The sequence below is a fragment of the Ligilactobacillus sp. LYQ139 genome (assembly GCF_045033025.1).
Classification (GTDB): Bacteria; Bacillota; Bacilli; order Lactobacillales; family Lactobacillaceae; genus Ligilactobacillus.
This window is the reverse complement of sequence record NZ_JBJFZW010000005.1, coordinates 93,732-119,839: the sequence shown is the minus strand read 5'-3', so window position 1 is coordinate 119,839 and position 26,108 is coordinate 93,732. Positions and strand designations below refer to the sequence as shown.

Below are 26,108 nucleotides of genomic sequence, written 5' to 3'. Positions count from 1 at the left end.
TTTAATAGGTGGTTTTTTTACCAGCTTAATAGAAGCGACCGTTATCCCTTGGGGATAGCGGTCGTTAATTTATTAGTTAAAAGCTATAATTTTCAATAGGGGTATCAAACCAGTCGTACCGAAGAATATGGCGGTGCTTTCGGTCGACGGGGATCCATAGCCCCGTGTGCATGATATCGCGCATCACCTTTAGAAAGACGCCGTCATGGGCAGTACTTTGCGGTCGGGTAACGGTAATGAACTCATTTGTTTCGGTCTTGAGGACAAGAGCGTGCTTGCCGAGCTTGACCACCTGGGCGGGAACAATGTCCGCTGTTGATTGGTTGCCTGATGTTGTCATGAAATCACTCTCTTTCTATCAGGACATCCGGGGTTAAATTCCCCGTATCATCATTATACGTGGTTTGACTGAAAGTGCCATGAATAGCCCTGAGCTTTTATGAATCCTTACGTTCGTTTGTACTTTCGTAAGGATTCTGAAAAGAGCGTAAAACGCCGAAAATGAACATGCTGGAAGCGGTAAGCCGCACGAATTATGAAGGACGGATTCAACAATCGGCGTACATTTACCGTAATTTTTGTTTATTGGGGGCACCAGATTATACGGAAAAACAAAGGGGATGAGACTTATGTCCCACCCCCTAAAATTTAGTCTGATTCGCTATCTTGCTGGCGAGCTTCCTGTTCACTCCGAGCCTCTCTTGGCAGAATCAGGTTCAAAATAATTCCTAGAACCGCAGCCACCGCCAGGCCCGAGAACTGGTACTGCCCTAGCTGAAGGTAGGCGTTCCCAATTCCGATTACCAGGATTACTGAGGCAATCATCAGGTTTCGTTTTTTATCAAAGTTAACGCGGTTATCAATCAGCACGCGCAGGCCGCTGGAGGCAATTACTCCGAACAGCAGGAATGAGATCCCCCCGATAACCGGCTTGGGGATGGTTTCAATTAGTGCACTTAGCTTACCGATGAAACCAAAGATAATGGCAAATAAAGCGGCACCGGCCAACACATAGACGCTGTGGACCTTAGTGATGGCGAGCACACCAATATTTTCCCCGTAGCTTGTTACCGGTGGGCCCCCGACAAACCCAGCGATAATAGAAGCGGTTCCGTCTCCCGCCAAGGTGTGGTTGAGTCCTGGATTTTTGAAGAAGTTCCGCTCCGTCAGCTGGTTAAGTACCATGATGTGGCCCATGTGCTCCGTCATCGTCACGAAGGCAATTGGTGCCATGCTGAGGATGGCACCCCAGTACAGCTTTGGTTTGTAATTAACAAACGGAATTTGGAAGGCTGGCAAGCTCAGCCAGTGGGCGTGGAGAACCGGGGTGAAGTTCACGATGCCGAAGAGAACGGCGATTACGTAGCCGACTACAATCCCCAGCAGAATCGGGATCAAACCGAGGAAGCCCTTCATGAACATGTTAAAGGCGATCGTAACCAGCAGGGTTAGCAGGGCAACCGCAAAAAATTTGAGATCGTAGTGTCCCGTCGCGTTAATCGTTGCGTCCTTGGCAGCCGTTCCAGCAAGCGAAAGTCCGATGACCATGATAATTGGGCCGACAATAACCGGCGGTAAGAGGCGGTCAATCCAGTCTGACCCAATCACGCTGACAATCAGTGATACGATCAGGTAAACGCACCCGACGGCAATGGTTCCCTGAGCAATCCCCGGGTAGCCGACCGTTTTCATTAAGGCAATCATCGGCACGATGAACGAAAAACTTGAGCCCATGTACGCTGGAATCTTCCCCTTAGTAATCAGAATGTATATTAAGGTCCCAACCCCAGAACTAAACAGGGCGATTCCTGGATTTAATCCCACCAGGATAGGAACCAGCACGGTTGACCCGAACATCGAGAACATGTGCTGGATGGAAAGCCCCACCCATTGACCGAATCCAGGGCGTTCGTTGACGTCGAGCACGATGTCCCGCCGTTTATTACTCATAAAAAACACTCCTTTAAAAAAGCTCCTGGTCGCGTGAACCCAGGAGCGGTGCGTACAGGAAAACCCTACAATAAATACCGGTCTTTTGAGTCTCACGGGACCACATTAAAAGCATTAAACCGCGCCTCATTGTATGGTTTTTTTTGAAGGGCGTCAAGTAAAACGGGGGTGGTAGTAGGAAGAGATGATAAAGCATCCCATCCTGTACCACTCCCGTTCTTGTTTTGAAAGCGGCTTTAGTTACCAGATGTTAACCCGGTTTTCTGGTTCCATGTACATGCCATCGCCGGGCTGCACGTTAAAGGTGGTGTAGAAGTCCGCTAGGTTCCGTGGCTGAATGTTGGCCCGAAGTTCCTGGGGAGCGTGCACGTCAATTGCCAGGAGAAGTTTTTCTCGCTCCAGGGAAGACTTCACGCACCAGATCCGTGCCCAGTTAATGAAGAATTCCCGCAGGTTAGCGTCCGGTGTTTCCTTGGCGGCTTCCAGAGCACAGCTTAATCCCCCGGCGTCAGCGATATTTTCGGAAACGACTAACTTACCATTGACCTTACCGGCGCGGGTGGTCAGTCCGTCAAACTCGCGGATCATGTCCTGGGCCAGGGTATCAAAGTGCTGTTTGTCAGCGTCCGTCCACCAGTTCTTCATATTACCCCATTCGTCAAACTTGGCGCCGTTGTTGTCAAAGGCGTGGGAAATTTCATGGGCGATGACCGCACCGATTCCGCCATAATTGGCGCTGACGGATTGGTTAAGGCCGTAGAACGGGGCCTGCAGGATGGCTGCCGGGAAAACAATGATGTTAAATGAGGGGTTGTAGTAGGCGTTCACCGTGCTGGCTGCCATTTCCCATTCTGTCCGGTCAACTTGTTTGCCCCAGCGGCTGAAGTTATCTTCGATAGCAATTCGGGTAAACCGGGAAGCATTGGTAAGCAGGGATTCTCCTTCGTGAACGACAAACCGCTTGTAAAGCGGCGCCAATTTGTCAGGGTAGCCAACCTGAACACCGAGATTATTCAGCTTAACGATGGCTTGTTCGCGCGTGGTGGCACTCAGCCAATCGTTATTTTCTAACCGGTGCTTGTAAACGGCGACCATCTTGGCAACCATCTGTTCAACGTCGGCTTTGGCCTGTTCACCAAAGTACTTGTGACCGTAGTACAACCCAACAACCTGGGAGAATTGATTGCTTGCTAAGCGGTAAGCACTTTTTTGTTGATTAGCTGCCTGCTTGCTTCCAGAGAGGGCGCGGTTATAAATGGTAGCGGTAATGCGAGCTTCATCGGTCAGGTACGGGCTGACCCGGAGAAGGGTTTTAACAAACAGCCAACCCTTGAAGTTCGTAAACGTCTGCGGGTTGACGATTTTGTCGAGGTGTTCGAAGTAGCGCGGTTCGCTTACGATGATTTTATCCGGGGCCTTACCGATAAGAGCGGCGGCGTCCGCCACAAGGTCAACCTGGTCGCTAAAGGCGGATAACTCTGCTGCGTTAACCGGGTTGTACAGGCTAGTGTAGTCGGCTCGGGCCGTGCTGTCCTTTTCGTACGGGGCCATGGACCGATCAAAGGCGAGGGCCTGTTCGAGGGTTTCCTGGGCAAAGTCGTCGTCGTATCCGGCTAGTTTAAAGAGTTTGAGCATCATTGCTCGGTAGGTCTCTAGGAGGGCTGGTGCTTGGGGATTGTTCTCCTGATAGTACGTTGTATCCGGTAGGATGAGGGAGCCCACGTCAACGCTTAATACGTAGTGTTGGGTATCCTTCATGTCGGGTTCCACGAAAAACTGGAATGGCGCCGGGAACCCGTCCTTAGTGAGGGCAGGGAGTTGGCGCTGCCAGTCGGTCAAGTCCCGCAGGTGGCTAACCCGTTCGAGGAGTTCAAGGGCTGGGCCAAAGCCTTCTTTGTTTCGATGAGCGAAATCAGCGGCTAACCGGTAGTATTTGATAAATTCGCCAAGGTATTTATCAGTTGGCCGGGTAGTCCCGGCTAGCATGGCGCTAAAGTCATCCATTAACTGGTGTTCGATATTGTCAGCCAGGGTGGCAAAGCCCCCGGTAGTTGGCCGGTCGGCGGGGATTTTGGCCGTTTTAAGCCAGTCGCCGTTAACGGCCATGTATAAGTCGTCTTTAATTAACTGTTCGTTTACTGTCATGAATCATGCCTCCAAATAAAAGCGCTTCAGTTACCAATAGTTTAGCGCACATGCCGGCAAAAAGCGATTTTTTAGGGGGGTGGAAGCTTCTAGGAAAGTCCTAAGCAACCTCTTATTGCTTCATTATTGCCCGTTTTCGCCGGTTTGTTACCCGTGCATTATGCTACAATGGTGGTGATTGGATACAAGAGACGGAGGAGAGAGGAAATGGAGTTTACAGGGAAAACGGTTGATGAGGCGGTTGCGGTTGGGCTGGCCCAGCTGAAATGTACGCGCGACGAGGTCACGGTTACGGTGGTCACGGCCGGGAAACGGGGCTTCTTGGGAATTGGTCGCCAGGATGCGGTCGTTACCATGGAAGTGCGAGAGCAACCTCAGGCACCAACGCAAGAAGCGCAAGAGTCGGTTGCTGAGAAGCAGCAGGCCGCCGATGAAGCACAACTGCAAGAAGAGTCGGTAGCTTCCAAACAATCCTGGCAAACTTCTCAGGAAGCCGCCCGCGATGCGGTGGTTACTGATTTGGGAAACTATTTGGCTGCCGTCACCGCACAGATGGGCGTTCCTGCAACAGTAAACGTTACCGTTGGGCACCGCCAGGTTACGTACCGGTTTGTTGCTGATGAAGCCGATGAAGGGAAACTGATCGGAAAGCACGGTAAGGTCCTCAATGCTTTGCAACTATTAGCCCAGAACTACGTGGATGCCCGTTACCGGCACCACCTGCGGATTGTTCTTGACGTTGCTGATTACCGGGAACGGCGGCGGGCAACGCTGGAACATCTGGCAGAACGAACGGCGGAGGATGTTATTGCAAGCGGCCGGCCGGTTTACCTGAATCCTATGCCAGCAGGCGAACGGAAGGTTATTCACCAGGCGTTAGCTAAGAATGATTACGTAACAACAATTTCCCGGGGGCGGGACCCGCGACGGGGTGTGGTCGTACGGCCGGCACACCGTGATGATGTAGATCTAATGTAAGGGGCGGATGGAATGGAAACAATTATTGTTAACCATAAGTTTGATGAGGTATACGCGGGGGTTTTAGCGAAGATTGCAGAACACGGGTTTAAGGTGTTTGATGACATTGACCAGCAGGCGGAGGCAACGGCCGTTGATTTGCAGATTAACCCGACCCGCCTAATTATTTTCGGAAATCCTAAGGTAGGGACGCTTTTGATGCAGGAAAACGATGAGATTACGTTTGAGCTCCCCATTAAGGTTTTGTTAATCGGGATGGGGAAACAGACTAAACTGGTATACCGGGCACCGCGCGACTTTGCCGGGGTTGATCGGCTCCAAGAACGCGGCCGGCAAATTATTGCAAAGATGACAGCGATGTACGCGGACATGGTGGAAAGCGTGAAGTAACATGAATGATGAATTAAACGCTATTTTTGAAGCGATTAAGGCGGATCCGCAGAACGCGGAGTACACCAAGCAGGGCATTGATCCGCTATATTATGTGGACGCGAACGCCACTATTCTGGTGATTGGGCAGGCGCCGGGAAAGAAGGCCCAGGACACTCACATCATTTGGAACGATGCGTCCGGGAAGCGGCTCCGGGAGTGGATGGGTGTGTCGGATGATACTTTTTACCATTCCGGGAAAATTGCGGTTCTTCCGTGTGACTTTTATTTCCCGGGAAAGGGAAAGAGCGGCGATCTTCCCCCGCGGAAGGGGTTTGCGGATAAATGGCATCCGCGCTTGTTAAAGGCGATGCCGAATCTGCAACTAACGATGCTGGTGGGGAATTACGCCTTGCGGAAATATTTGGATTTGAAAAGCAAGGATACGTTGACGAACACGGTTAAGCATTTCCGGGACTACTTGCCGGAATACTTTCCGTTGGTTCACCCGTCTCCGCGGAATCAAATGTGGATGAAGAAAAACCCGTGGTTTGAAGCGGAGGTTTTACCGGAACTAAAGCAGCGGGTGCAGGATGCTTTAAAATAAGATAAAAAATCCTGTGGCTTAGGAGGGCCACAGGATTTTTTTATCTTTTTTATTTGGAAATGTTATTACCGCCCTATGCTTTTTGCCTTTGTTGGTCATGCTTGCGGTTCACAATCATGAGAATGAAAGCGGCAACGACGCCGGCCCCGGCAACCAGCACGCTGATAAAGAAGATGATCTTATAAGCTGTAATCGGGTTATGCTGGTCGATAATCATTCCGTTTAATCCGTATGCCCAGAAGACTGGGGCGTACGAGGCAAATGATCCTACACTCATTGCGGAACCGGAGTACTTTTCGGGGACTTCGATTTCACTTACTGGTGCCAGGATAATGCTTTTTGCCAGGAAGATAGCAAACGCGAAGATCATTAGTAGGATGATACTCGGCCACATGAACTGGTGGCTTTTTGGAACGATGAGAACGGCGATCAGTGCTAAGAAGGTAAGCCCAAGGGAAACAAACATCATCCGCGACGTTGACTTAAAGACGTAGTCGGAGATGACCCCCGAAATGGCGCCGGCAACGACCCCCATAGCGCCGGTGTTGATGATGCCAAAGATCGATGCTTCCGTTTGGCTAATGTGAAAGACCGCCTGCAGGTACGGAACCGTGTAAATCAGGTTAATATATGACCAGTAAATCGTTAGGGCAGTGATGCCGGCTAACCATACCCGGGGCATGGTGAGCACTTTAATGAGCCCTTTCAGCGCATCACCGGACTTCTTTCCTTCACCGGAATCGTCCTCCGCAGCAGCAATTCCGTTTTTTGGCACAAACTTTAAGATGAAAAGAACCAGCGGGATGATTAGCAGGTTATAAACCAACATCCCGGTTTTGAAAATGGAAATGCCCCCAAAGAGGGCCATCGCCCCAACAATTAGGAGGTTCATCCCCATTTCCAACGCTCGCCGGAGGGATTCCAATAGCCCGTAGGCCAACCCCTTATGGCCCTTATCCGACATCAAATCGACTCCGTTGAGAACTGCTGGCCAGAAGAAGGCGTCCGTCAATCCCCAGATAATTGCAATGATTCGCAGAACATTAAACGTGGGGTGGAAGAAAATAATAATGAAGACGGTCGTCATTCGGATTAACAGTCCCGAGATTAGCAGCGACCGGATTGAGAACCGGTTGTTTAACCATCCGCCCGGGATGTAGAAAAAGACCGAAATACCAATCAGACTGAAGATGATCCCCAACTGGGTGTTGTTTAACCCAAGCACCTTTAACAGAAGATCATAGAACGTTCCCTTAAAGGCTTCAAAGCAGGAGTACACGAGTTGGCCGGCAATAACGACCGTCAAGAAACCAGCCAGCTGGTTGCCGGACTTAAAGCCCATTTTGTTTAGTACAGCATTAGAACCACGTGGTGAGGAATTTTCCATAGCGCGGCGCTCCTTTCTGGTGGTGCGGTGGGAATGACTGGGCAATATCAGTGAAGATGCCGTCAACGCCCCAGTTAAACAGCTCGTTGGCCCGGTCAATGGTGTCAACCGTCCAGACGTTGACTTCGTAGCCGTAGTCCTTCATTTGTTGGACGGTTCCGCGCGTCAGGTGTTCACTTTGCGGGTGAATAATCTGCGCGCCGGTTGCCTGCATAATCAGCGTCCAGTCGTCATAGAACGTGTGGTCCTCAAAAAGAACGGCGTATTCCAGGGCGGGTTTTAGTTGTTGCATCTTTAATAGCATAAGCGGATTAAACGATGAAATAATTACCCGCGAATCTGGGTTTAACCGGTCTAGGGCGGCCGCAAACTGTTTGACTAGAGAATCCGCCAGCCGGTTGGCGTTCGGGCCGATGACCGCTTTAAGCTCGATGTTGATGTTAACCTTACTACGGTTTATAAAGTCAATTAACTCATCAAGCGTTGGAACTTTCACTCCCGTAAATTCAGAATCAAACCAGCTTCCCGCGTCCAGCTGCCGGAGGTCATTGAACATGATGTCCGTTAACGGCCCGCTTCCCGAAGTTGTCCGGTCAAGGTAGTCATCGTGCAACACCACGACGTGTTCATCCTTGGTAATGCCTAAATCGGTTTCAAGCCACCGTACCCCGTATTTGGTCAGCAATTCAAACGCTGGCATAGTGTTTTCGGGGGCTAAAGTTGACATTCCCCGGTGGGCTAAAATATTTCGTGGACTAGCCATCAATACTGCATTCCGGGTGACAGAAACCGAAATGCACACCTTCTTTCATATGAAGTTACTTCCCACTGCCCCGGAAAGTGAACGGATTTCACGAAATTTCCCTAATGGAAACAAGCACTGCTTTTAGCGAAATCGCTTACAGGTATAGAATATCATAAATATAGTAAATGTCATCCGGAAGTTTTCCGGAGAAGCCCCGGTTAGTTCAGAACTAATCGGGCGAGGGGAGCATTTTAGTGAAAGCAACACGATTTGTGAATTTGGGGATTTGCAAACTAAAAAACCGATGTTACAATGATTTGTGTAAGCGTTATCACAAAGCAATCATAAGGAGGCGAGGTTGATGAATCAACAGCAAAAGTACATTTTGGCGATTGATGAGGGGACCACGAGTACCCGGGCAATTTTGTTTGACCATGACGGTAAGAAAGTCGCAGATAGTCAACGGGAATTTAAGCAGTATTTCCCGCAGCCGGGATGGGTGGAGCACGATGCTAACGAAATTTGGAATGCGGTGCAATCCACAATTGCCAACGCCCTGATTAAGTCAGGCATCCGCCCGGATCAGGTTGCCGGGATTGGGGTAACTAATCAGCGGGAGACGACCATTATTTGGGATAAGAAGACGGGGCTGCCGATTTACCACGCGATTGTTTGGCAGTCGCGGCAAACCGAAGAAATTGCTAACCAGCTGATTGCGGACGGGCATAGCGATGAGATTTACGAAAAGACAGGACTGCGAATTGACCCGTATTTCTCCGCTACCAAGATCCGGTGGATTTTAGATCACGTTCCGGGTGCCCAGGAACGAGCTGAGAAGGGGGAACTTCTTTTTGGAACAATTGAAACCTGGATTGTGTGGAAACTAACAGGTGGCGATGCTCATGTTACGGACTACACGAACGCCGGGCGGACGATGTTATTTAATATCCATACCCTGGAATGGGAAAAGAACATCCTTAAGATGTTGAACATCCCCGAACAAATGTTACCGGAAGTGCGGAGTAACTCTGAGGTATACGGATACACCAAGGATTACCATTTCTACGGTTACAACGCTCCAATTTGTGGGTTAGCCGGGGACCAGCAGGCGGCTTTGTTCGGTCAGCTGGCTTTTGATAAGGGGATGGTGAAGAATACCTACGGAACTGGGGCCTTTACCCTGATGAACATCGGAGAAAAACCGCAGCTTTCCAAGAACAACTTGGTGACGGATATTGCCTATGGAATCAATGGTAAGGTCAATTACGCTTTGGAAGGATCGGTCTTTGTGGCGGGGTCTGCCATCCAGTGGCTCCGTGACGGGCTGGAAATGATTAGCAATGCCGCGGAATCAGAAGATCTTGCTAACGATTCCCATAATGATAACGAAGTATACGTTGTGCCGGCCTTTACTGGCTTGGGAGCACCATATTGGAACTCTGATGCCCGGGGGGCTATTTTCGGATTGACCCGGGGGACTACGCGGGCTGACTTTGTAAAGGCGACGCTGCAGTCGTTGGCTTACCAAACCCGCGACCTGGTTGATACGATGGTGAAGGATTCTGGAATTGCCATTCCAGCACTGCGGGTTGACGGGGGAGCCGCCCGGAATAACGCCTTGATGCAGTTCCAGGCAGACATTTTGAATGTTCCGATTGTCCGTGCTGCTGACCTTGAAACCACGGCCTTGGGAGTTGCCTTCTTAGCTGGATTGGAAGTTGGTTTTTGGAAGGACATGGATGAACTTAAGACGTTAAACGCTGCGGGGACCCGGTTTGAACCGCAGATGGGCGATGCTGAACGGGACCGCCTGTATGCTGGGTGGAAAAACGCCGTTCAGGCGACGCTGGCATTTGTGCCTCAAAAAGACGGTAAAGGAGAATAGCCATGAGCGGATTTATCGGTGAATTTTTTGGAACGTTAGTTCTGATTGTTTTGGGAGTAGGTTGCTGTGCAGCTACCAATCTTAAGCAAACTTACGCTACCAAGCAAAACTGGACATTTATCTGTTTGTCCTGGGGGATGGCAGTTACCTTTGGGGTGTATGTGGCTGGGATGCTCGGTTCGCAGGGACACTTAAATCCGGCGGTAACCATCGGCTTTGCTTTATTTGGTTACTTCCCGTGGAGTCAGGTATTGCCGTACCTTGCAGGGCAGTTTCTCGGTGCCTTCATGGGCGCGGTGTTAGTCATTATTCAGTATTACCCGCACTTTAAGGCTTCCCACGGAGCAGAAGAGGGCAACGTTGTGAACATCTTCGCGACAATGCCGGCAATCAAGAATCCAGTGTTTAATTTTCTTAGTGAAGTAATCGCTACGGGTGTGTTCATCTTTGCGCTGTTAAACCTGGGAACATTTACGACCGGATTAAAGCCAGCGATTGTTGGACTTTTGATTATGGTAATCGGGCTGAGCCTTGGTTCTACCACCGGATTCGCGTTAAATCCAGCGCGTGATTGGGCGCCGCGGCTAGCGTACACTATCTTACCGATTCCGGGAAAGTCGAGTGCCCACTGGGAGTATGCGTGGGTCCCGATGCTTGGCCCGCTAGCAGGCGGAATCATCGCTGCGGGGTTACAGTTTATTTTGCAGGCGATGAACTTTGTAAAGTAGTATTGTTTGAGGAAAAGTGGATTTAATTTAAAAGGAATAGAAGAGGGGTCTTTTCAATGGCATTTTCAAGTAAGACACGGAAGAAGGACATTCAGCGGTTGGCAAATGGTGAGGAGCTGGACCTATTGATCATCGGTGGGGGGATTACCGGTGCCGGGGTTGCGCTTCAGGCTGCTGCAACCGGTATGAAGGTTGGTCTGGTTGAAATGCAAGACTTTGGTGGTGGAACGTCTTCGCGGTCAACACGGTTAGTTCACGGGGGGATCCGGTACCTGAAGACGTTTGACGTGCAGGTGGTTTCCGATACCGTTAAGGAACGGGCAGTAGTACAGCACATTGCGCCGCACTGTACGTACCCGGACCCGATGATCCTGCCGATTTATGATGAGCCGGGGACAACGTTCACAATGTTTGAGTGCAAGGTGGCTATGGATTTGTACGATCACCTTGCTGGAATTAATGAAAATGAACACTTAAAGCGGTTTGCCAACTACACGTTGACCAAGGATGAGGTGCTTAAGCGGGAGCCACAGCTGAATGCTGATAAGTTGGTCGGTGCCGGGGTTTACTTGGATTATCAGAACAATGACTCGCGGCTGGTAGTGGAAAACATTAAGGCAGCTGCCGATAAGGGAGGAATCATGTTGTCCCGGGTTAAGGCAAATGAGATTCTCCATGATGAGGATGGTACCGTTAACGGTGTTTCCGCGCAGGACATGATTGACGGGTTCCGTTTTGAAATTAAGGCGAAGGTTATTCTTAATGCGGCTGGGCCATGGTCTGACAAGGTTAAGGGTATCGATCACGATCTCCATGATGCCCCACAGATGCGGCCGACAAAGGGAGTTCACTTTGTGGTTGACCAGTCCCGCTTGCAGGTTCCGCAACCGACATATTTCGGTTCCGGAACGGATGATGGCCGGATGATTTTCACTATCCCGCGGGAAGGAAAGACCTACTTTGGAACAACGGACACCGACTACAAGGGGGATTACGAAGAACCGCACGTAGAAATGAGCGACGTGAAATACTTGCTGGGGATTATCAACAAGAAGTACCCAACAGCCCACTTAACGATTGATGATATTGAATCGAGTTGGGCTGGGTTACGGCCACTGTTAGGGGCGCCAGCAGGTGAAGAAGATGAGGACGAACCAGATGCCGTATCAGGAGCAAGTAAGGCACCGGATGCTTCCGCACCATCAGCGGTTTCCCGTGGAAGTTCCCTAACGATGGCAGATGATGGGCTTATTACCCTGGCCGGCGGGAAGTTGACCGACTACCGTTTAATGGCCGCTGGTGCCATGGACATGATTCAGGATGTTCTTGATAAGCGGTTTGGTGAACAATTTACACTCGTTGACTCCAAGGAATTACGGGTTTCCGGGGGTGACTTTGACTCTAACCATGTTGATGAGGCGCTCGAAGCGTTTGCTAAGGAGGGCGAGCAGCACGGTCTGAGCCACGATGATGCCCTCCGGATTGCCCGTGAATTTGGATCAAACGCTCCGCAGGTTTATGCCTTAGCGGACGAATTAGAGGCAGCACCGGGATTAAGTTTGGCCGAAACAATTACGTTACGGTACTCCTTAGACAATGAGATGGTCTTAACGCCAGTTGACTATCTGCTTCGGCGGACGTATCACGTTCTGTTTATGCGGAGCAGTCTTGACGGATTAATTGATCCGGTGATTGCCTATATGAAGGACTACCTGGAATGGAGTGATGCCGACGAGGCAAACTATCGGGAAGAACTTCAGGAAATTTTGGATGAATCAGATTTGAAACACTTGAAGGCTGAAGCTCATGCTGGTAATCAGGAAACAAGTGAATCGACTGATGCGGTGAGCGGGGCTAGCAAGCACGAATAGCTAGTTAGTTTAAGATAATAAAAGAGCGCGTGACTACTTGTCACGCGTTCTTTTGTACAAAAATTAGTTTCGTTTCCGCAATGGCTTTAATCCTAGACTACCGCCGCCAAGCAGGACGAGGGTTTCTAAAGAGGAGCTCCACTTTAACCGTTCTCGTTGTGGTGAATTGGGAGGTTGTTTGTTTTTTCATGGCGCCCCCTTCTTTCGGGGGCTTTTTTGATTTGTCACGGGGACCCTCTACCCCACCAATTGATTCCAAGCCGTCGTATGTAAAGATAGCATAAATCGTGAAGCCGCCCCATTCCGAGTGGGGATTTAAGCCGGGACATGGCTTCATAAAAGCGGTAATGGTTTGAACTAGCCGGGCGAGGTAAAAATGGTAGGTAAATAAAATAGCAACGCTGGTAATGACTAACGCGGCATTCAGCACCATGACGGCGTGGCTTTCGCTCGTTGAAATCTTGGTGGCGGCGGAATCCATTTCGTGGGATACAATTCACGTAATGGTAACTATCATCGGCATAAAAATGAGAGCAACAGTTACGGGAGCCTCATTCTGGTGGATTCCACGAACCCGTCGTGTTTATAACTAAATAACACAGTCGAAAACGTAATGCAGACTTTTATGAAGAAAAGCAAAGAAAAACGCAACCGTTACAGCTGCGTTTCGCTTTACTTGTAGATAAAAGAAATAATACTGACCCTTGGGAAGGGCTGTATTGAAAACGATGTACATGTAATCTAACAGGTTACACCGTAAGTGTATCTAATTAAAACATTATCGTCAAGCTTAAACCCCGTATTCTAGTGCGATTGTAATCGTTTGCTAATGTTTGAGGAAATACGTTAATGGGGTAAAAGGAATAGTAATGAACTGTAATTATTTGGCACGAATGAATACGGGTTTATTCGTGGTTGTGCGGGGGAAAAGCGTGCTATGATTATGAACGGATTGATAAGCGGGGTGATTACGTGGAAGCGATGGACGAGTTAAAAGTTAGTGTTCTTGCAAGCGGGAGTGCGGGAAACGCTACTTATGTTGAGACTCCCCGTGAGCGGATATTAATTGATGCGGGATTATCAGGCAAGAGGATTGAGGCCCTTCTTGCATCGATTAATCGGGATCCCCATGACCTAGATGGAATCTTTGTGACCCACGAACATACGGATCACTGCCGGGGCGTGGGGGTGCTTGCGCGACGTTACGGGGTAGACGTATATGCAAATACCGCAACGTGGGGAGCAATGGCCACTAAGATTGGCACCGTTCCAGAAGAGCAAAAGCATGCCTTTGAAATGGGAACAACGCTGGGGTTAGGCGATCTTGATGTGGAAAGCTTTGGAGTTTCGCATGATGCGGCGGCTCCGCAGTTTTATGAGGTTCATCACCGGGATCACGGCTTTGCGATTGTAACGGATACAGGATATGTTTCTGAACGGGTTGCAGGGGTAATTCGGGATGCGGATGGTTACTTAATTGAATGTAATCATGATCCGGAAATGCTTCGGATGGGGACCTACCCGTGGGCGCTGAAGCAGCGGATCCTAAGTGATACGGGACACCTATCAAATGCAGATGGGGCAATAGCCCTCATGAGTGTGATAGGAAATCGGACAAAGCATATTTATTTGGGCCACCGCAGTAAGGAAAATAACGTTAAGGAACTTGCACACCTAACTGTGGCAACGATGATGAAGCAGCATGATTTTGGGGTTGACCAGGACTTCGCGCTGTTGGATACGGATCCTGATCAGGCTACCCCATTAACAGTGATTTGAAAAAACAATAAACGTAATGGATAGGCCCACCGTTTTTATTTGTAAGGAACAAAACCTCATAATATTATTAAGCCCGGTGAAATGGGGTGCATTTTGGGAAATTTTCCATTTATAATGGTGGAAACTATTTAGGGAGGATTACGAATGACCAGTAAGCACGATGAACCAGTTAAGTTAACGGTCCGGCAAATTTTTGTAACGGGCTTAGTCGGTGGACTTTTGGGAAGCGGCCTGGTCGTGGGAGGGGTTGCTGCCTACCAGCACTTTAGTAATTCAGCTGTTACGCCGGATAATGCGGTAGGAACGACCCGTACGGCCCGGATGAAAGTTAACATTTCGACGCAAACTACCCGCGCATTTAATAAGGTAAAGGGAGCTGTTGTATCGGTAACGGCATATTCTTCGGGAAATAGTGATACCTTGCAGGCCCTTTTGGGCGGCGCTCAGGAGACTACGGAAAGTGAAGGCTCTGGGGTAATTTATAAGAAAGCCAACGGGACTGCTTTTATCGTCACTAATAACCACGTAATTCACGGCGCCAAGCAGGTGAACGTAATTTTAAGTAACGGGAAGAAGCTTCCGGCAAAGGTAGTAGGGGCCGATGGCGTGACGGATTTAGCCGTTTTAAAGATTAACGGACGAGACGTTCATCAGGTAGCAACGTTTGCGGATTCAAACGCCATTAAGGTCGGGCAACCGGCGCTAGCAATTGGGTCGCCGCTCGGGTCGAAGTATGCCACCTCGCTTACGGAGGGAATCATTTCAGCGAAAAAACGGACTATGACCGTTAAAAATGAAGATAACGGCCAACCCGCCCAGGCGACCGTTATTCAAACTGATGCGGCCATTAACCCTGGAAATTCAGGAGGTCCGTTAATTAACGTGGCTGGTCAAGTTGTGGGAATTAATTCTATGAAGCTGGCTAGTACGGGGAACGGAAGTGCCACCCCGGTGGAAGGAATGGGCTTTGCGATTCCGAGTAACGAAGTGGTGACGATTATTAACCAATTAACCACACACGGGAAGGTAATCAGACCAGCTTTGGGAATTGAAGCAGCTAATTTGAGCAGTATTCCGATTAACCAGCAACAGGCGACCCTTAAATTACCGGATGATGTCACTAAAGGAGTGGTGGTTATGAAAATTATGGATAATTCGCCATTAAAGGGAGTAGGGATTAAATCCGGCGATGTGATTACTAAGATTGGAAATGCCAAAACTAGTGACATTGCGACCCTCCAGGAAGTGCTGGATCAGCACAAATTAGGAACGCGGGTTCCGGTTACGTACTACCACCATGGGCAGCGCGAAACGGTGACGGTGAAATTAACCCTTGAAAGTGATAATCACAACTAGGGTTATCCCCAGTGTGGGGATAAAAAAGTAAGCTGAATTGACTTAGAAGGGGGATACATGCCCCAATGAAGCACAGTTTTTAAGACTTATCCCCAGAATTTTGTGGATAAACTGGGGATTATGGGGCAAACCACAGTTATTTATCCCCAATGGTTGTGGATGATGTGGAAAAGTAGTGTTAAGGCCTCCTCCTTGAAAGCGAAAAACAGCCGAAATTGGGGATTTAGTGGATAATTTTGTGCAAAACATGCGTTCGTATGGGGTGCATAATTAGTAAAAATGGGGGATAACTTGTGGAAAAGGAGTAAAAGCATGAATATTAAGGTCGTGGTTGTGGGAAAATTAAAAGAAAAGTATCTTAAGCAGGGAGTTGCGGAGTACGCGAAACGGCTTTCGCGGTTTTGTAAGTTTCAGGTGGTTACGGTGGCTGATGAGCAGGCTCCGGAAAGCCTTAGCGCAGCGGAAATGGAACACGTAAAGAAGGTTGAAGGGACGCGAATCCTTGCGAAGATTAAGGCGCGCGAGTACGTTTATGCGTTGGCAATTGAGGGTGAGGAGCGAACTTCGCCGGAGTTCGCCCGTGAACTAGCTGACCTTACGACGTATGGGCATAGTGACATTACCTTTGTAATTGGCGGTTCGCTAGGATTGGGTCCTGCGGTAATGAAGCGAGCGGATGCGGCTATTTCGTTTGGTAAGTTTACCCTTCCGCACCAGCTGATGCGGCTGGTTTTAGCAGAACAGATTTATCGGGCCTTTATGATTAATGCCGGGGCGCCGTATCATAAATAGTTGTTTCTCCGAATAGTGGAAACGTTTTTTTGAATTAATGTTATAATAAAAGCGAGTAAAATAAAGGAAGCGGTTAAAATGACACTACGGAAGCTTAATATTGCGCTGGGACCAAAGCAGACCCTAACGGATATTCGGACGACGCACCCGGACCGGAAGATGATTATGCTGCGGGAAGCGGACGATCACGCCAAGTATGCACTGGTTGATCAGTCCGGGAAAGACAGTGTCTTTGCAACGGACCTCCATTTTCAGTTACTACGAACCCTCGATTTTCAGGATTGGCAGGGGTACATCGAATTTCGATACTTAACGCTTGATAACGATGAACGAAAGGTGTTTGATTCGCTTGTAACAACGTGGGATGATCCGGCTAAGCGACCAGTGGGGTTACAGGGAGCTGCGGTTTTTGAACAGGATGATCATAATTACCAGTACCTGATGATTAACGAGTGGGAAAACGAAGCGGCTTACGTCACGTGGGCGAACGCCAGCGATAATCCGCTTGCCCGGTTCGGGTATTCAGGGAATAAACGTGCGGTGGTTAATCGGTACGAACGGGTTAGGTAAACGAAGAGAAAAAGATTAACAATCTCGGGAGAACCTGGGGTTGTTAATCTTTTTATAACGAAACGGGAAAGCATGTTTCTTTAACAATTTGTCCTGTGAAATGAATTGTACTTAGCTATAACCGTGATTTTTGCACTTAAAATCATGGAATCTATGAATGAGGAAGCCATAATGAGGGAAAAGATAACGCAGTTCTTAAGGCGCCACCGAGCGCGAATCGTTGATTTTATTTTGCCGGTGGTAGTGATGTTGACTTGTATGATCGCATTACGGATGACGCCGTTCGGCCCCAATACGTTATTAACGTATGATATGCAGGAACAATACGTTAAGTTTTATGCATTTTTCCGGACAACGTTTTTGCACCCAACGCAGTTCTTGTATTTCTTTGGAAAAGGACTCGGCGGCGAAACGATTGGCATGTGGGCTTACTACCTACTAAGTCCGTTTAACCTGGTACTACTATTTTTTAACAACCGTTTATTGCCGCTTGGAATTATGATTGTCATGCTCTTGAAGCAGGGGTGTGCAGCAATGGCGCTCGGAGCGTGGCTTGACCGGCAACACCACGTTGATGCTCCGTGGCGGATTATGCTTACGCTGGGATACGCGCTGATGGGCTGGACGCTTGCCAATGAATTGAACCTAATGTGGGTTGATGTTCTGATTGCCTTGCCATTCGTCTTATGGGGACTTGAACGGATCTATGACGACCATAAGGTATTACCGTTCTCTTTGGCTTTAGCGGCTCTGTTTTTCGTTAATTTTTACATGGGTTACATGGTGGTTCTTTTCTCAGTACTATACTTCTGTTGGTTGGCAATTCAGCGGTGGGTTAGCTGGCAAGAATTTGGTCACGCAGTACTACGCTACGTTGGCGGTGGCCTTCTTAGCGGGGCCCTAACAGCCTTTTTACTGTTACCAACGCAGGCGGATATTGCGCAAAGTAAGGGACAGTTTATGGTGACGCAGTTGCCGTTAAATTTTGATTATACTCCATGGCACATGATTAGTAAGTTCATGATGGGGGCGTTAAATGACGCGCAAATTCAGGCGGGGATTCCAAATTTATTTATCCCAACATTATTGCTTGTCCTTGTAGTAGCGTACTTCCTAATGAAGCAAATCCCTATTCGGGAACGGATTGCATCAGGGTGTATTTTGGCATTCATGCTGTTTTCCGTATGTTATGCACCGCTTGATTTAGCATGGCATCTTTTCCAGCCTCCCGTATTCTATTCCTACCGGTTCAGTTATCTAGTTAGTTTTTGGCTCCTCTTTTTGGCAGCCCGGGCACTGATGCACGTCCGTGATATTCAAGGGTGGCAGATTGGTACAGGGTTTGGCATTGTTGGGGCAATCGTGGGGATTGTTTGGCTTAACTTGCGGCAATTTGACTTTTTGGATAAACCCAAAATGATCACAACGGCATTCTTCGTTGGGAGTTCACTTGTGTTAATCTTGTTGATGCGGTTCGTTGTTCCTGCGCAACGTAAGACTCTTTTGAGAGTATTGCTGCTGGTAACAATTGTACAGGTTGGCGCGAACGCATACATGACACTCAGGTTCTTTGGGTGGGAACCAGTTAAGACGTACCAACGGTTTGTTAAGATAATGGGAGAAAACAGTTCATTTTATACTGATAATGATCAGCCATACCGCTTAGAAACGACTTTCGATGATGGCTCGGAAAATAATAGTTTCCAGTTTGGTTATAAAACTGTTTCTGATTTTAGTTCAACACAACGGGCAACAGTTACTAACTTTATGAATGATTTAGGGCAGCCGACTTACACGGGAAAGGTTGTTTATCAGGAAGGAAACATTGTGACAGATTCGTTGTTGGGGGTTAAATACTACTTGGCACCAGCGAACCAGTTCCATAACTTGATAACCCAAACTCTTCCGGCTGATAGTTACCGGCCAGACTTTAAGCAATACCGAATAGTTGCGAAAAACGGCATGGTTGAGCGGTATGAAAACCCGTACGTTCTCCCGATGGCGTTTGCCGCTAGTCAGCAAATCATGCAGCCGTTTAGCCCGAATCAGGCGACGGCAACGACGAACATTGAGACGGTGATGCAACGGTTAGATAACAAACCAGTTGATGGGTTGTTTATCCCCGTTCGTTATGCTGGCGTTCTCCAGCAAAGTTTATTGGTGGGCGGTAAAAATGGTTTGCTTACCCCTGACGGGGATAACAGTAGTGGAGGCGCAGCGTACAATATTACGCTTCGTTTAAAGACAAATGATCCGTACTACGTTCAACTGGGAAGTAATCTGTTAGGAACAGCTACCGTTTTAATTAATGGTGTTCAAATTCCGGCAGTTGGAAACTTAACGGAACCACTTCTACAGTGTGTGGGGGCTAGCCAGAAAGGGCATAAAGTGGTTATTTCGATTCAGCCGCAGGGGAACCAAAACGTCCCGTTGGATTCCGTACAAATTTACCGGCTTAACGTAAAAAAGGCGGAACGGCGGCTTCAGGGTCTTCAGCATAATGGGCTTCAGGATGCGACAGTGAAGGGCCTTCACCTGCGGGGAATAATCACGACTACCGCCCATAAATCAGTTATCATGACAACAATCCCGTATAACGAAGGCTGGCATGCTTACGTTGATGGCAAGCGAGTGCCGGTACACCAGGCCCTGGGGACGTTTGTTGCCTTAAAGGTTACCCCGGGGAAACACCGTCTTGTGTTATCGTTTTGGCCACCGTTACTTAACGTGGGATTATTGATTTCGCTTTTGGCATGGAGTTCTCTTGCTGGGTGGACCTACTGTCGGTACCATCGTTTTTCAAGAAAGCGTAAGCAATCTACCAGTATGCTAGAATAGGACAAGACGTTAAGTTGGGGGGACAGCAAATGGTAACCATTAAGGATGTTGCACGGTTAGCGGGAGTGTCGCCGTCAACTGCCTCCCGGGCCTTGCATAACAGCAGGTTAATCAGTGCGGCAACAAAGGAAAGAATTTGGGCGGCGATGAAGGAATTAGATTACTCGCCTAACTTCGCGGCGCAAAACTTGGCAAACCGTGAAGCGAATATTGTTGGGGTGATTTTTCCGCCCCGTGAAAGCTCAGTTGGAAACGATCCGTTTTTCGTACAGGTGATTCAGGGAGTCGAGGCGTTTTGCAGTTCCCGGTCATATTTAGTATCTGTGGCAACGGCGCCAACTGTTGATAAATTGATTCATAACATCGAAATTATGATTAAACAGGGGAGCATTACGAAGTTTATCTTTGCGTATTCCCAGGCGAACGATCCGGTGCGGGATTACGTGAGTGCGCAATCAGGCGTCCGGTACGTTGTGATTGGAACCCCGCCACAAAGCCATGATCACGTGATGTACGTGAATAACGACAATATTACGGCTGGAAGCGATGCAACGGCCTTTCTGATGCGTAAGGGGTACCGGCACCTTGCCTACGTTTCGACTAATTTACAGGAGTTTGTGCAAAACGATCGCTACCTTGGCTATCAGCGAGCGATGCGGGCAGCGGGATGCGAGCCGGTTGCGGTTCAACTTGGAACAGACCGCGCGCACGATCAGACGACGTTTGCGCATTTCCTTAACCAGAATCCACAAGTCGATGCGTTTGTGGTGTGCGATGATATTACCGGGCTACACGTTCAAAATATGCTGAAGTCGTTGCGCCGGGATAGTCGCGAGTACGGGATGATTGGGTTTAACAACTCTGTTTTTGCAGAGACGGCTAACCCAACGATGACTTCAGTTGAGATTTTCCCCCGGTTTCTCGGGAACGAAGCAGCCGTGCTGGTAATGGATAGTCCAGAAAAAGAAAAACAAAAATTAGGATTAAACAGCTCGATGGTAATAGTTCCGCATAAGATTGTGGAGCGAAACTCTTCACGGGGTTAGGTTAATTTTATAAGGAACAGGCTATTTGGCGTGAATGCCGGGTGGCCCGTTTTTAATATGTTTTTACGCAACCGGTTGTTATTTATTTAAATAGAATATGTGGTAGAACGCTAAGATAATACGTAAAAAGTAAATGCAACCGGTTGCGGATGTTTGAGAAAGCGCTTATAATATGGGTGTAAGCGTTTTGCAATTATATTGGTTTTGATTTTAAAGGAGGATGCTTTCATGAATAATGGACAGCAGAAGGCGGGGCTTCCGAACCTAAATCCAAGTACAATTTGGATGATTAACTTCGGGTTTCTTGGGGTCCAAATGGCCTTCACGTTACAAAGTTCGCAGATGAGCCGGATTTTCCAGACTATTGGGGCGAACCCTAATAACCTGGGATGGTTCTTTATTCTTCCACCGCTAGCTGGGTTAATCGTTCAGCCGTTAGTAGGGTACTTTTCTGACCGGACTTGGGCACCTAAGCTTGGCGGCCGGCGGTTGCCATACCTGTTATTAGGGGCGATTGTTGCCGTTGTTGTTATGTGCTTGCTTCCAAACTCAGGGAGTCTTGGTTTGGGATACGCTTCTATGGCCGCAATGATTTTTGCTGCTGTTACCGTGGCGTTCATGGACTTATCATCAAACGTTGCGATGCAACCATTTAAGATGATGATTGGGGACATGGTTAATGATAAGCAGAAAAGTTACGCTTACGGAATTCAGAGTTTCTTATCAAACACTGGGGCTGTGCTGGCTGCCATTTTCCCGTTTGTATTGACGTGGTTGGGGGTTCACAATACTGCGGCTAAGGGTGTTGTGCCGATGTCCGTTAAGCTCTCGTTCTACATTGGGGCCGCAATTTTAATTATCACGAGTCTCTTTACGGTAATGCGGGTGCACGAATACGACCCGAAGACGTATGCTCAATACCATCAAATCAGTGAGGAAGACAACAAGGATAAGGTTGGGATGTTTACCCTGCTGCAAAAGGCCCCGAAGGCATTCTGGACGGTCACGCTTGTTCAGTTCTTCTGCTGGTTTGCATTCCAGTACCTGTGGACGTACTCTAACGGGGCCATTGCGTTGAATGTTTGGCACACAACCGTTGTTTCATCCCAAGGGTTCCAGGCTGCCGGTAACTGGTACGGAATTTTAGCCGCCGTTCAGTCAATTGCTGCTGTTGTTTGGTCATACGTTTTGGCTAAATTACCAAACACGTGGCACCGGATTGGTTACGCAGGAAGTCTAGTCCTCGGAGCAATTGGGTTCGCATCAGTCTTCTTTATCCATTCAAAGATGCTTTTGATTGTTTCATACACGTTGGCTGGGGTTGCATGGGCTGCCATGAACACGTACCCGTTGACCATTGTGACAAACGCATTATCAGGAAAGCACATGGGAACGTACCTGGGATTATTCAACGGATCAATTTGCTTACCGCAGATTATCGCTTCGTTGGCTAGCTTTATCCTGTTCCCGATGCTGGGACATAACCAGGCAACGATGTTCTTACTGTCTGGGGTAGTTATGCTGCTCGGGGCAGTTGCGGTTTACACGATTAAGGAAACTAGTGCAGAAGCCGCTCCTGAAGAATAAGTAAGCTAAGGTTATTAGTTTAATGGTGAGAGAGGGAATTGCCGGAATTGTTTTCGGAAATTCCCTTTTTCGGTATTCAAGGGAGGAATTTAATGATGAAATGGGGCACATATGATGGTAAGGCGGTCGAACGCTTTGTACTAACGAATGCTAAGAAAACACAAGTTGTGGTTCTAACTTTAGGTGGAATTGTGCAGGAATTTTCGGTGGTCCGTGATGGTCACCGTGAAAATATGGTGGTTAACTTTGATTCTGTTGAGGATTACGTTAAAAACCCGTATCAGGTTTGTAAGCAAATCGGCCGGGTTGCCGGTCGAATTGAGAACGGCCAGTTTATGATTAGCGGGCAGACAGTAAGCGTTCCAACTAATGAAGGTCCTAATACACTTCATGGTGGTGATCACGGGACGAGCACTCAACTTTTTGAAGGATATCAGACGGCAGACAATGAAGTGACGTTGTCATTGCGGATGAAGGCGACCACGGATGGGTTTCCGGGAGATGCTGTTGTTAGCATCAATTATTTATTAACTGACGATGACCGGTTAACCTTGACGTATGACGTGACGGCACAGGGTGATACTGTTTATGATCCCACCCTTCATATCTATTGGCAGTTGCCGGAAGGCCTGCAAGACACTGATCTTCGGTTAAACGCTTTGCGGCACATGGTGGTGGACAGTGCTAAGCTGCCAACCGGTGAATTAGAACCAGTTAGGGGAGCGTTTGATTTTACTACAACGCGGTCGCTTAGTGCGGCGGTTGGTAACCTTCGGCAGGAACAAAATCAACAGGGGTATGATGATGGGTTTAACGTTGAACCCAGCATGACAACGCCGATTGCTGAAATAACGGAACATAAGCGAAATTTAAAAGTTCAGGTCTTCAGTGACCGGAACGGATTAGTTATTTTTACTGCTGATCCTAAAAATGGGAATGACGATGCAGCAGGAATTTACAATTCATTAGCAACGGAACCGCAAACCCTTCCGGATGCACTCCATCATCCAGAATTTGGTGAAATTCGGTTGCGGGCTGGTGAGCACAAAACGATGCGGATGGCATTCCAAATAGTTGATGCAGAATAGGATTAGCATCTTGTCAGTGCAACCGATTGCATATATAATATAAAGCGTTGATGAAATCGGTTACTCTAAACTTACAGGAGGGACGAATCACATGAAAAGAATTTTTGAAATTGATCCGTGGAAGGTTATTACCCACGAGTTTAACCCGGAAGACAAACGGCTTCAGGAAAGCATGACCAGTATCGGAAACGAGTACATGGGAATGCGGGGAATGTTTGAAGAACAATACTCCGGTGACACTCACCAGGGGATTTACCTTGGCGGGGTATGGTACCCGGATAAGACGCGGGTTGGTTGGTGGAAGAACGGCTACCCGAAGTATTTCGGGAAGGTGCCGAACGCCATCGACTTTGTCAGTGTTGACATCAGGATTGATGGTGAATCTGTTGACCTGGCCAAGGATAAGTTTAGTGACTTTGAGCTGTGCCTTGACATGAAGCGGGGAGTGCTTGACCGGTCATTTATCGTTGAAAAGAACGGTCATCGGATCAAGGTTGAGTCCGAACGCTTTGTTAGTGTGGCCTTTAAGGAACTATACGCTAACAAACTGACGTTCACCAACCTTAGCAACGACAACGTTCAGGTTGAAGTGACATCCTTTATTAATGCCGATGTTTATAACGAAGATTCCAATTACGGCGAGCAGTTCTGGACGGTGTTGGACAAGCAGGTTGTTGCCGACCACGGTAAGCTGGTGGGAGAAACAGCACCAAACAACTTTGGAACGCCGCAGTTTACCACTGAAATGGCAATGGCGCACGTCACGGATCTTCAGCCAGCCGAAGCAGAAGAGACGGACAAGCACGTGGCCAACCGGTTTGGCGGTACGTTATCGCCGAACAGCCCGGTAACGTTTGAAAAGCGGGTTGTTGTGGTTACGTCCCGGGACTACGATACACGAGAAGCCCTCGATGCTGCCGCTGATAAGCTGTTAAGTCGGGTTCAGGAAAGTTCGTACGCTGACTTAGTAAAGGCGCAGGAAGACGGATGGACTGCCCGGTGGAAGAAGTCTGACATTACGATTGACGGCGACGATGCGGCCCAGCAGGGAATTCGGTTCAACCTTTTCCAGCTGTTCTCAACCTACTACGGGAACGATGCGCGGCTGAACATTGGGCCAAAGGGCTTTACCGGCGAAAAGTACGGTGGGGCAACCTACTGGGATACTGAAGCCTTCTGCCTCCCGGTTTACCTGGGAACGGCCAAGAAGGAAGTGCCGCGAAACTTGTTAATGTACCGGTACAACCAACTTGACGGGGCGTACCATAATGCTCAGGAACAGGGCTTAAAGGGGGCGCTTTACCCGATGGTGACGTTCAACGGGGTTGAGTGCCACAACGAGTGGGAAATCACGTTTGAAGAAATTCATCGGAACAGTGACATTGCCTATGCCATTTACAATTACACAAAGATGACTGGTGACGAGAGCTATGTTCTGAACGAAGGAAGCAAGGTCCTCGTTGAAATTGCCCGTTTTTGGGCTGACCGGGTTCACTTCTCTAAGAGGAACGGCCAGTACATGATCCACGGGGTTACCGGGGCTGACGAGTACGAAAACAACGTTGACAACAACTGGTACACCAATTTCATGGCCCAGTGGGAATTAAAGTACACGTTGGAAATTCTTGATAAAGTCGCTGCTAATCAGGCCGCTAAGCTAAACGTTTCGGCGGACGAAAAGGCTAAGTGGCAGGATATTGTTGATAAGATGTACCTCCCAGAGGACAAGGAACTTGGTATCTTTGTTCAACACGATGGCTTCCTTGACAAGGATATTACGTTGGACGACCACAACAACCCAATTAATGAAATTCCGGCGGACGAATTGCCGATCAACCAGCACTGGTCATGGGACCACATTTTACGGTCACCGTACATTAAACAGGCTGATGTCCTCCAGGCAATGTGGTACTTCATGGACGAGTTTACGGCCGAGCAAAAGAAGCGGAACTTTGACTTCTACGAGCCGCTGACAGTCCATGAATCCAGTCTGTCCGCATCAATTTACGCCATCATGGCAGCTGACCTGCGGTATCAGAAAAAATCCGTTGAGTTGTACGAACGGACAGCCCGGCTGGACCTGGACAACTACAATAACGATACGGTTGATGGGCTGCACATTACGGCCATGTCTGGTGGTTGGCTGGCGATCGTACAGGGATTCGCTGGGATGCGGGTAGTTGACGGTCAGCTGCAGTTTAAGCCGTTTGTTCCGGAAGCATGGAACGGTTACCACTTCCGGCTGAACTTCCGGGGGCGGCTGTTAAACGTTGCTGTTGATAAGACGGGAACGAAGATTGAATTACTGTCCGGTGATGACCTGGCAATCAAGGTTGATGGCAAAGACGTAAAGTTAAGCAAATAGTTAGGGACGAAGGGAATGATAA

The 26,108-nt window shown here is 48.6% G+C and carries 21 protein-coding genes; 15 read left to right on the top strand and 6 right to left on the bottom strand.

Features of this window, described 5'->3' with window-relative positions:
* Positions 1–76: 76 nt before the first annotated feature.
* From ACI3E1_RS05785 to ACI3E1_RS05775, 3 genes are all read right to left on the bottom strand, one after another.
* Positions 77–340, bottom strand: coding sequence for a hypothetical protein (locus ACI3E1_RS05785; protein ID WP_405024709.1), 264 nt, complete (start codon positions 338–340; stop codon positions 77–79).
* Positions 341–648: 308 nt separating this feature from the next.
* Positions 649–1,950 carry a uracil-xanthine permease family protein gene (locus ACI3E1_RS05780; RefSeq protein WP_405024708.1) on the bottom strand — a complete coding sequence of 434 codons (1,302 nt, stop codon included), beginning with the start codon at positions 1,948–1,950 and terminating at the stop codon, positions 649–651.
* Between the two features lie 240 nt (positions 1,951–2,190).
* On the bottom strand, positions 2,191–4,095 hold the full coding sequence (locus ACI3E1_RS05775; protein ID WP_405024707.1) for a M13 family metallopeptidase: 1,905 nt from the start codon (positions 4,093–4,095) through the stop codon (positions 2,191–2,193).
* Between the two features lie 207 nt (positions 4,096–4,302).
* Between ACI3E1_RS05775 and jag the strand changes: the two genes are divergently transcribed.
* Genes jag through ACI3E1_RS05760 form a run of 3 tightly spaced genes read left to right on the top strand, consistent with a single transcriptional unit; the run spans position 4,303 to position 6,049 of the window.
* Positions 4,303–5,073 carry an RNA-binding cell elongation regulator Jag/EloR gene (gene jag, locus ACI3E1_RS05770; RefSeq protein ID WP_405024706.1) on the top strand — a complete coding sequence of 257 codons (771 nt, stop codon included), beginning with the start codon at positions 4,303–4,305 and terminating at the stop codon, positions 5,071–5,073.
* A 12-nt stretch (positions 5,074–5,085) separates the two neighbouring features.
* Positions 5,086–5,463, top strand: a complete 378-nt coding sequence (locus ACI3E1_RS05765) for a DUF302 domain-containing protein (RefSeq protein ID WP_405024705.1) — start codon at positions 5,086–5,088, stop codon at positions 5,461–5,463.
* A 1-nt stretch (position 5,464) separates the two neighbouring features.
* Positions 5,465–6,049 carry a uracil-DNA glycosylase family protein gene (locus tag ACI3E1_RS05760; RefSeq protein WP_405024704.1) on the top strand — a complete coding sequence of 195 codons (585 nt, stop codon included), beginning with the start codon at positions 5,465–5,467 and terminating at the stop codon, positions 6,047–6,049.
* 73 nt (positions 6,050–6,122) lie between these two features.
* Here ACI3E1_RS05760 and ACI3E1_RS05755 read toward each other — a convergent pair whose 3' ends face one another.
* Together ACI3E1_RS05755 and ACI3E1_RS05750 are read right to left on the bottom strand one after the other, a co-directional pair.
* A complete protein-coding gene (locus ACI3E1_RS05755) occupies positions 6,123–7,436 on the bottom strand; it encodes an MFS transporter (protein WP_405024703.1) in 1,314 nt (437 codons plus the stop codon).
* Positions 7,408–8,199 (bottom strand): glycerophosphodiester phosphodiesterase family protein, encoded by a 792-nt coding sequence (locus ACI3E1_RS05750; protein WP_405024702.1) that lies wholly within the window; start codon positions 8,197–8,199, stop codon positions 7,408–7,410. Before ACI3E1_RS05750 ends, ACI3E1_RS05755 begins: the two co-directional genes overlap by 29 nt.
* Before the next feature lie 343 nt (positions 8,200–8,542).
* Here ACI3E1_RS05750 and glpK point away from each other — a divergent pair, with 343 nt between their 5' ends.
* The 3 genes from glpK to ACI3E1_RS05735 are packed head-to-tail and all read left to right on the top strand — an operon-like array spanning position 8,543 to position 12,665.
* Positions 8,543–10,066 (top strand): glycerol kinase GlpK, encoded by a 1,524-nt coding sequence (gene glpK, locus ACI3E1_RS05745; RefSeq protein ID WP_405024701.1) that lies wholly within the window; start codon positions 8,543–8,545, stop codon positions 10,064–10,066.
* A 2-nt stretch (positions 10,067–10,068) separates the two neighbouring features.
* Positions 10,069–10,794, top strand: coding sequence for an MIP/aquaporin family protein (locus ACI3E1_RS05740; RefSeq protein ID WP_405024700.1), 726 nt, complete (start codon positions 10,069–10,071; stop codon positions 10,792–10,794).
* Positions 10,795–10,850: 56 nt separating this feature from the next.
* On the top strand, positions 10,851–12,665 hold the full coding sequence (locus tag ACI3E1_RS05735) for an FAD-dependent oxidoreductase (RefSeq protein WP_405024699.1): 1,815 nt from the start codon (positions 10,851–10,853) through the stop codon (positions 12,663–12,665).
* 97 nt (positions 12,666–12,762) lie between these two features.
* Here the strand turns inward: ACI3E1_RS05735 and ACI3E1_RS05730 are convergent, their stop codons facing one another.
* Positions 12,763–13,146, bottom strand: a complete 384-nt coding sequence (locus ACI3E1_RS05730; RefSeq protein WP_405024698.1) for a hypothetical protein — start codon at positions 13,144–13,146, stop codon at positions 12,763–12,765.
* Between the two features lie 500 nt (positions 13,147–13,646).
* Here ACI3E1_RS05730 and ACI3E1_RS05725 point away from each other — a divergent pair, with 500 nt between their 5' ends.
* The 9 genes from ACI3E1_RS05725 to ACI3E1_RS05685 all read left to right on the top strand — a co-directional run bounded on the left by ACI3E1_RS05725 (position 13,647) and on the right by ACI3E1_RS05685 (position 26,086).
* A complete protein-coding gene (locus ACI3E1_RS05725; protein ID WP_405024755.1) occupies positions 13,647–14,444 on the top strand; it encodes an MBL fold metallo-hydrolase in 798 nt (265 codons plus the stop codon).
* 144 nt (positions 14,445–14,588) lie between these two features.
* The gene (locus ACI3E1_RS05720) at positions 14,589–15,800 is read left to right on the top strand and encodes a S1C family serine protease (RefSeq protein WP_405024697.1); all 1,212 of its coding nucleotides are present in this window, start codon (positions 14,589–14,591) and stop codon (positions 15,798–15,800) included.
* A gap of 312 nt (positions 15,801–16,112) precedes the next feature.
* Positions 16,113–16,592, top strand: a complete 480-nt coding sequence (gene rlmH, locus ACI3E1_RS05715; protein ID WP_405024696.1) for a 23S rRNA (pseudouridine(1915)-N(3))-methyltransferase RlmH — start codon at positions 16,113–16,115, stop codon at positions 16,590–16,592.
* A gap of 78 nt (positions 16,593–16,670) precedes the next feature.
* Positions 16,671–17,162 carry a hypothetical protein gene (locus tag ACI3E1_RS05710; RefSeq protein WP_405024695.1) on the top strand — a complete coding sequence of 164 codons (492 nt, stop codon included), beginning with the start codon at positions 16,671–16,673 and terminating at the stop codon, positions 17,160–17,162.
* Positions 17,163–17,333: 171 nt separating this feature from the next.
* A complete protein-coding gene (locus ACI3E1_RS05705) occupies positions 17,334–20,000 on the top strand; it encodes a YfhO family protein (protein WP_405024694.1) in 2,667 nt (888 codons plus the stop codon).
* Between the two features lie 29 nt (positions 20,001–20,029).
* Complete coding sequence (locus ACI3E1_RS05700) at positions 20,030–21,046, top strand: LacI family DNA-binding transcriptional regulator (RefSeq protein WP_405024693.1); 1,017 nt, start codon at positions 20,030–20,032, stop codon at positions 21,044–21,046.
* 228 nt (positions 21,047–21,274) lie between these two features.
* The gene (locus ACI3E1_RS05695; RefSeq protein ID WP_405024692.1) at positions 21,275–22,633 is read left to right on the top strand and encodes an SLC45 family MFS transporter; all 1,359 of its coding nucleotides are present in this window, start codon (positions 21,275–21,277) and stop codon (positions 22,631–22,633) included.
* A 92-nt stretch (positions 22,634–22,725) separates the two neighbouring features.
* On the top strand, positions 22,726–23,721 hold the full coding sequence (locus ACI3E1_RS05690; protein WP_405024691.1) for an aldose epimerase family protein: 996 nt from the start codon (positions 22,726–22,728) through the stop codon (positions 23,719–23,721).
* A 91-nt stretch (positions 23,722–23,812) separates the two neighbouring features.
* Positions 23,813–26,086, top strand: a complete 2,274-nt coding sequence (locus ACI3E1_RS05685) for a glycoside hydrolase family 65 protein (RefSeq protein ID WP_405024690.1) — start codon at positions 23,813–23,815, stop codon at positions 26,084–26,086.
* The last annotated feature ends 22 nt before the right edge of the window (positions 26,087–26,108 follow it).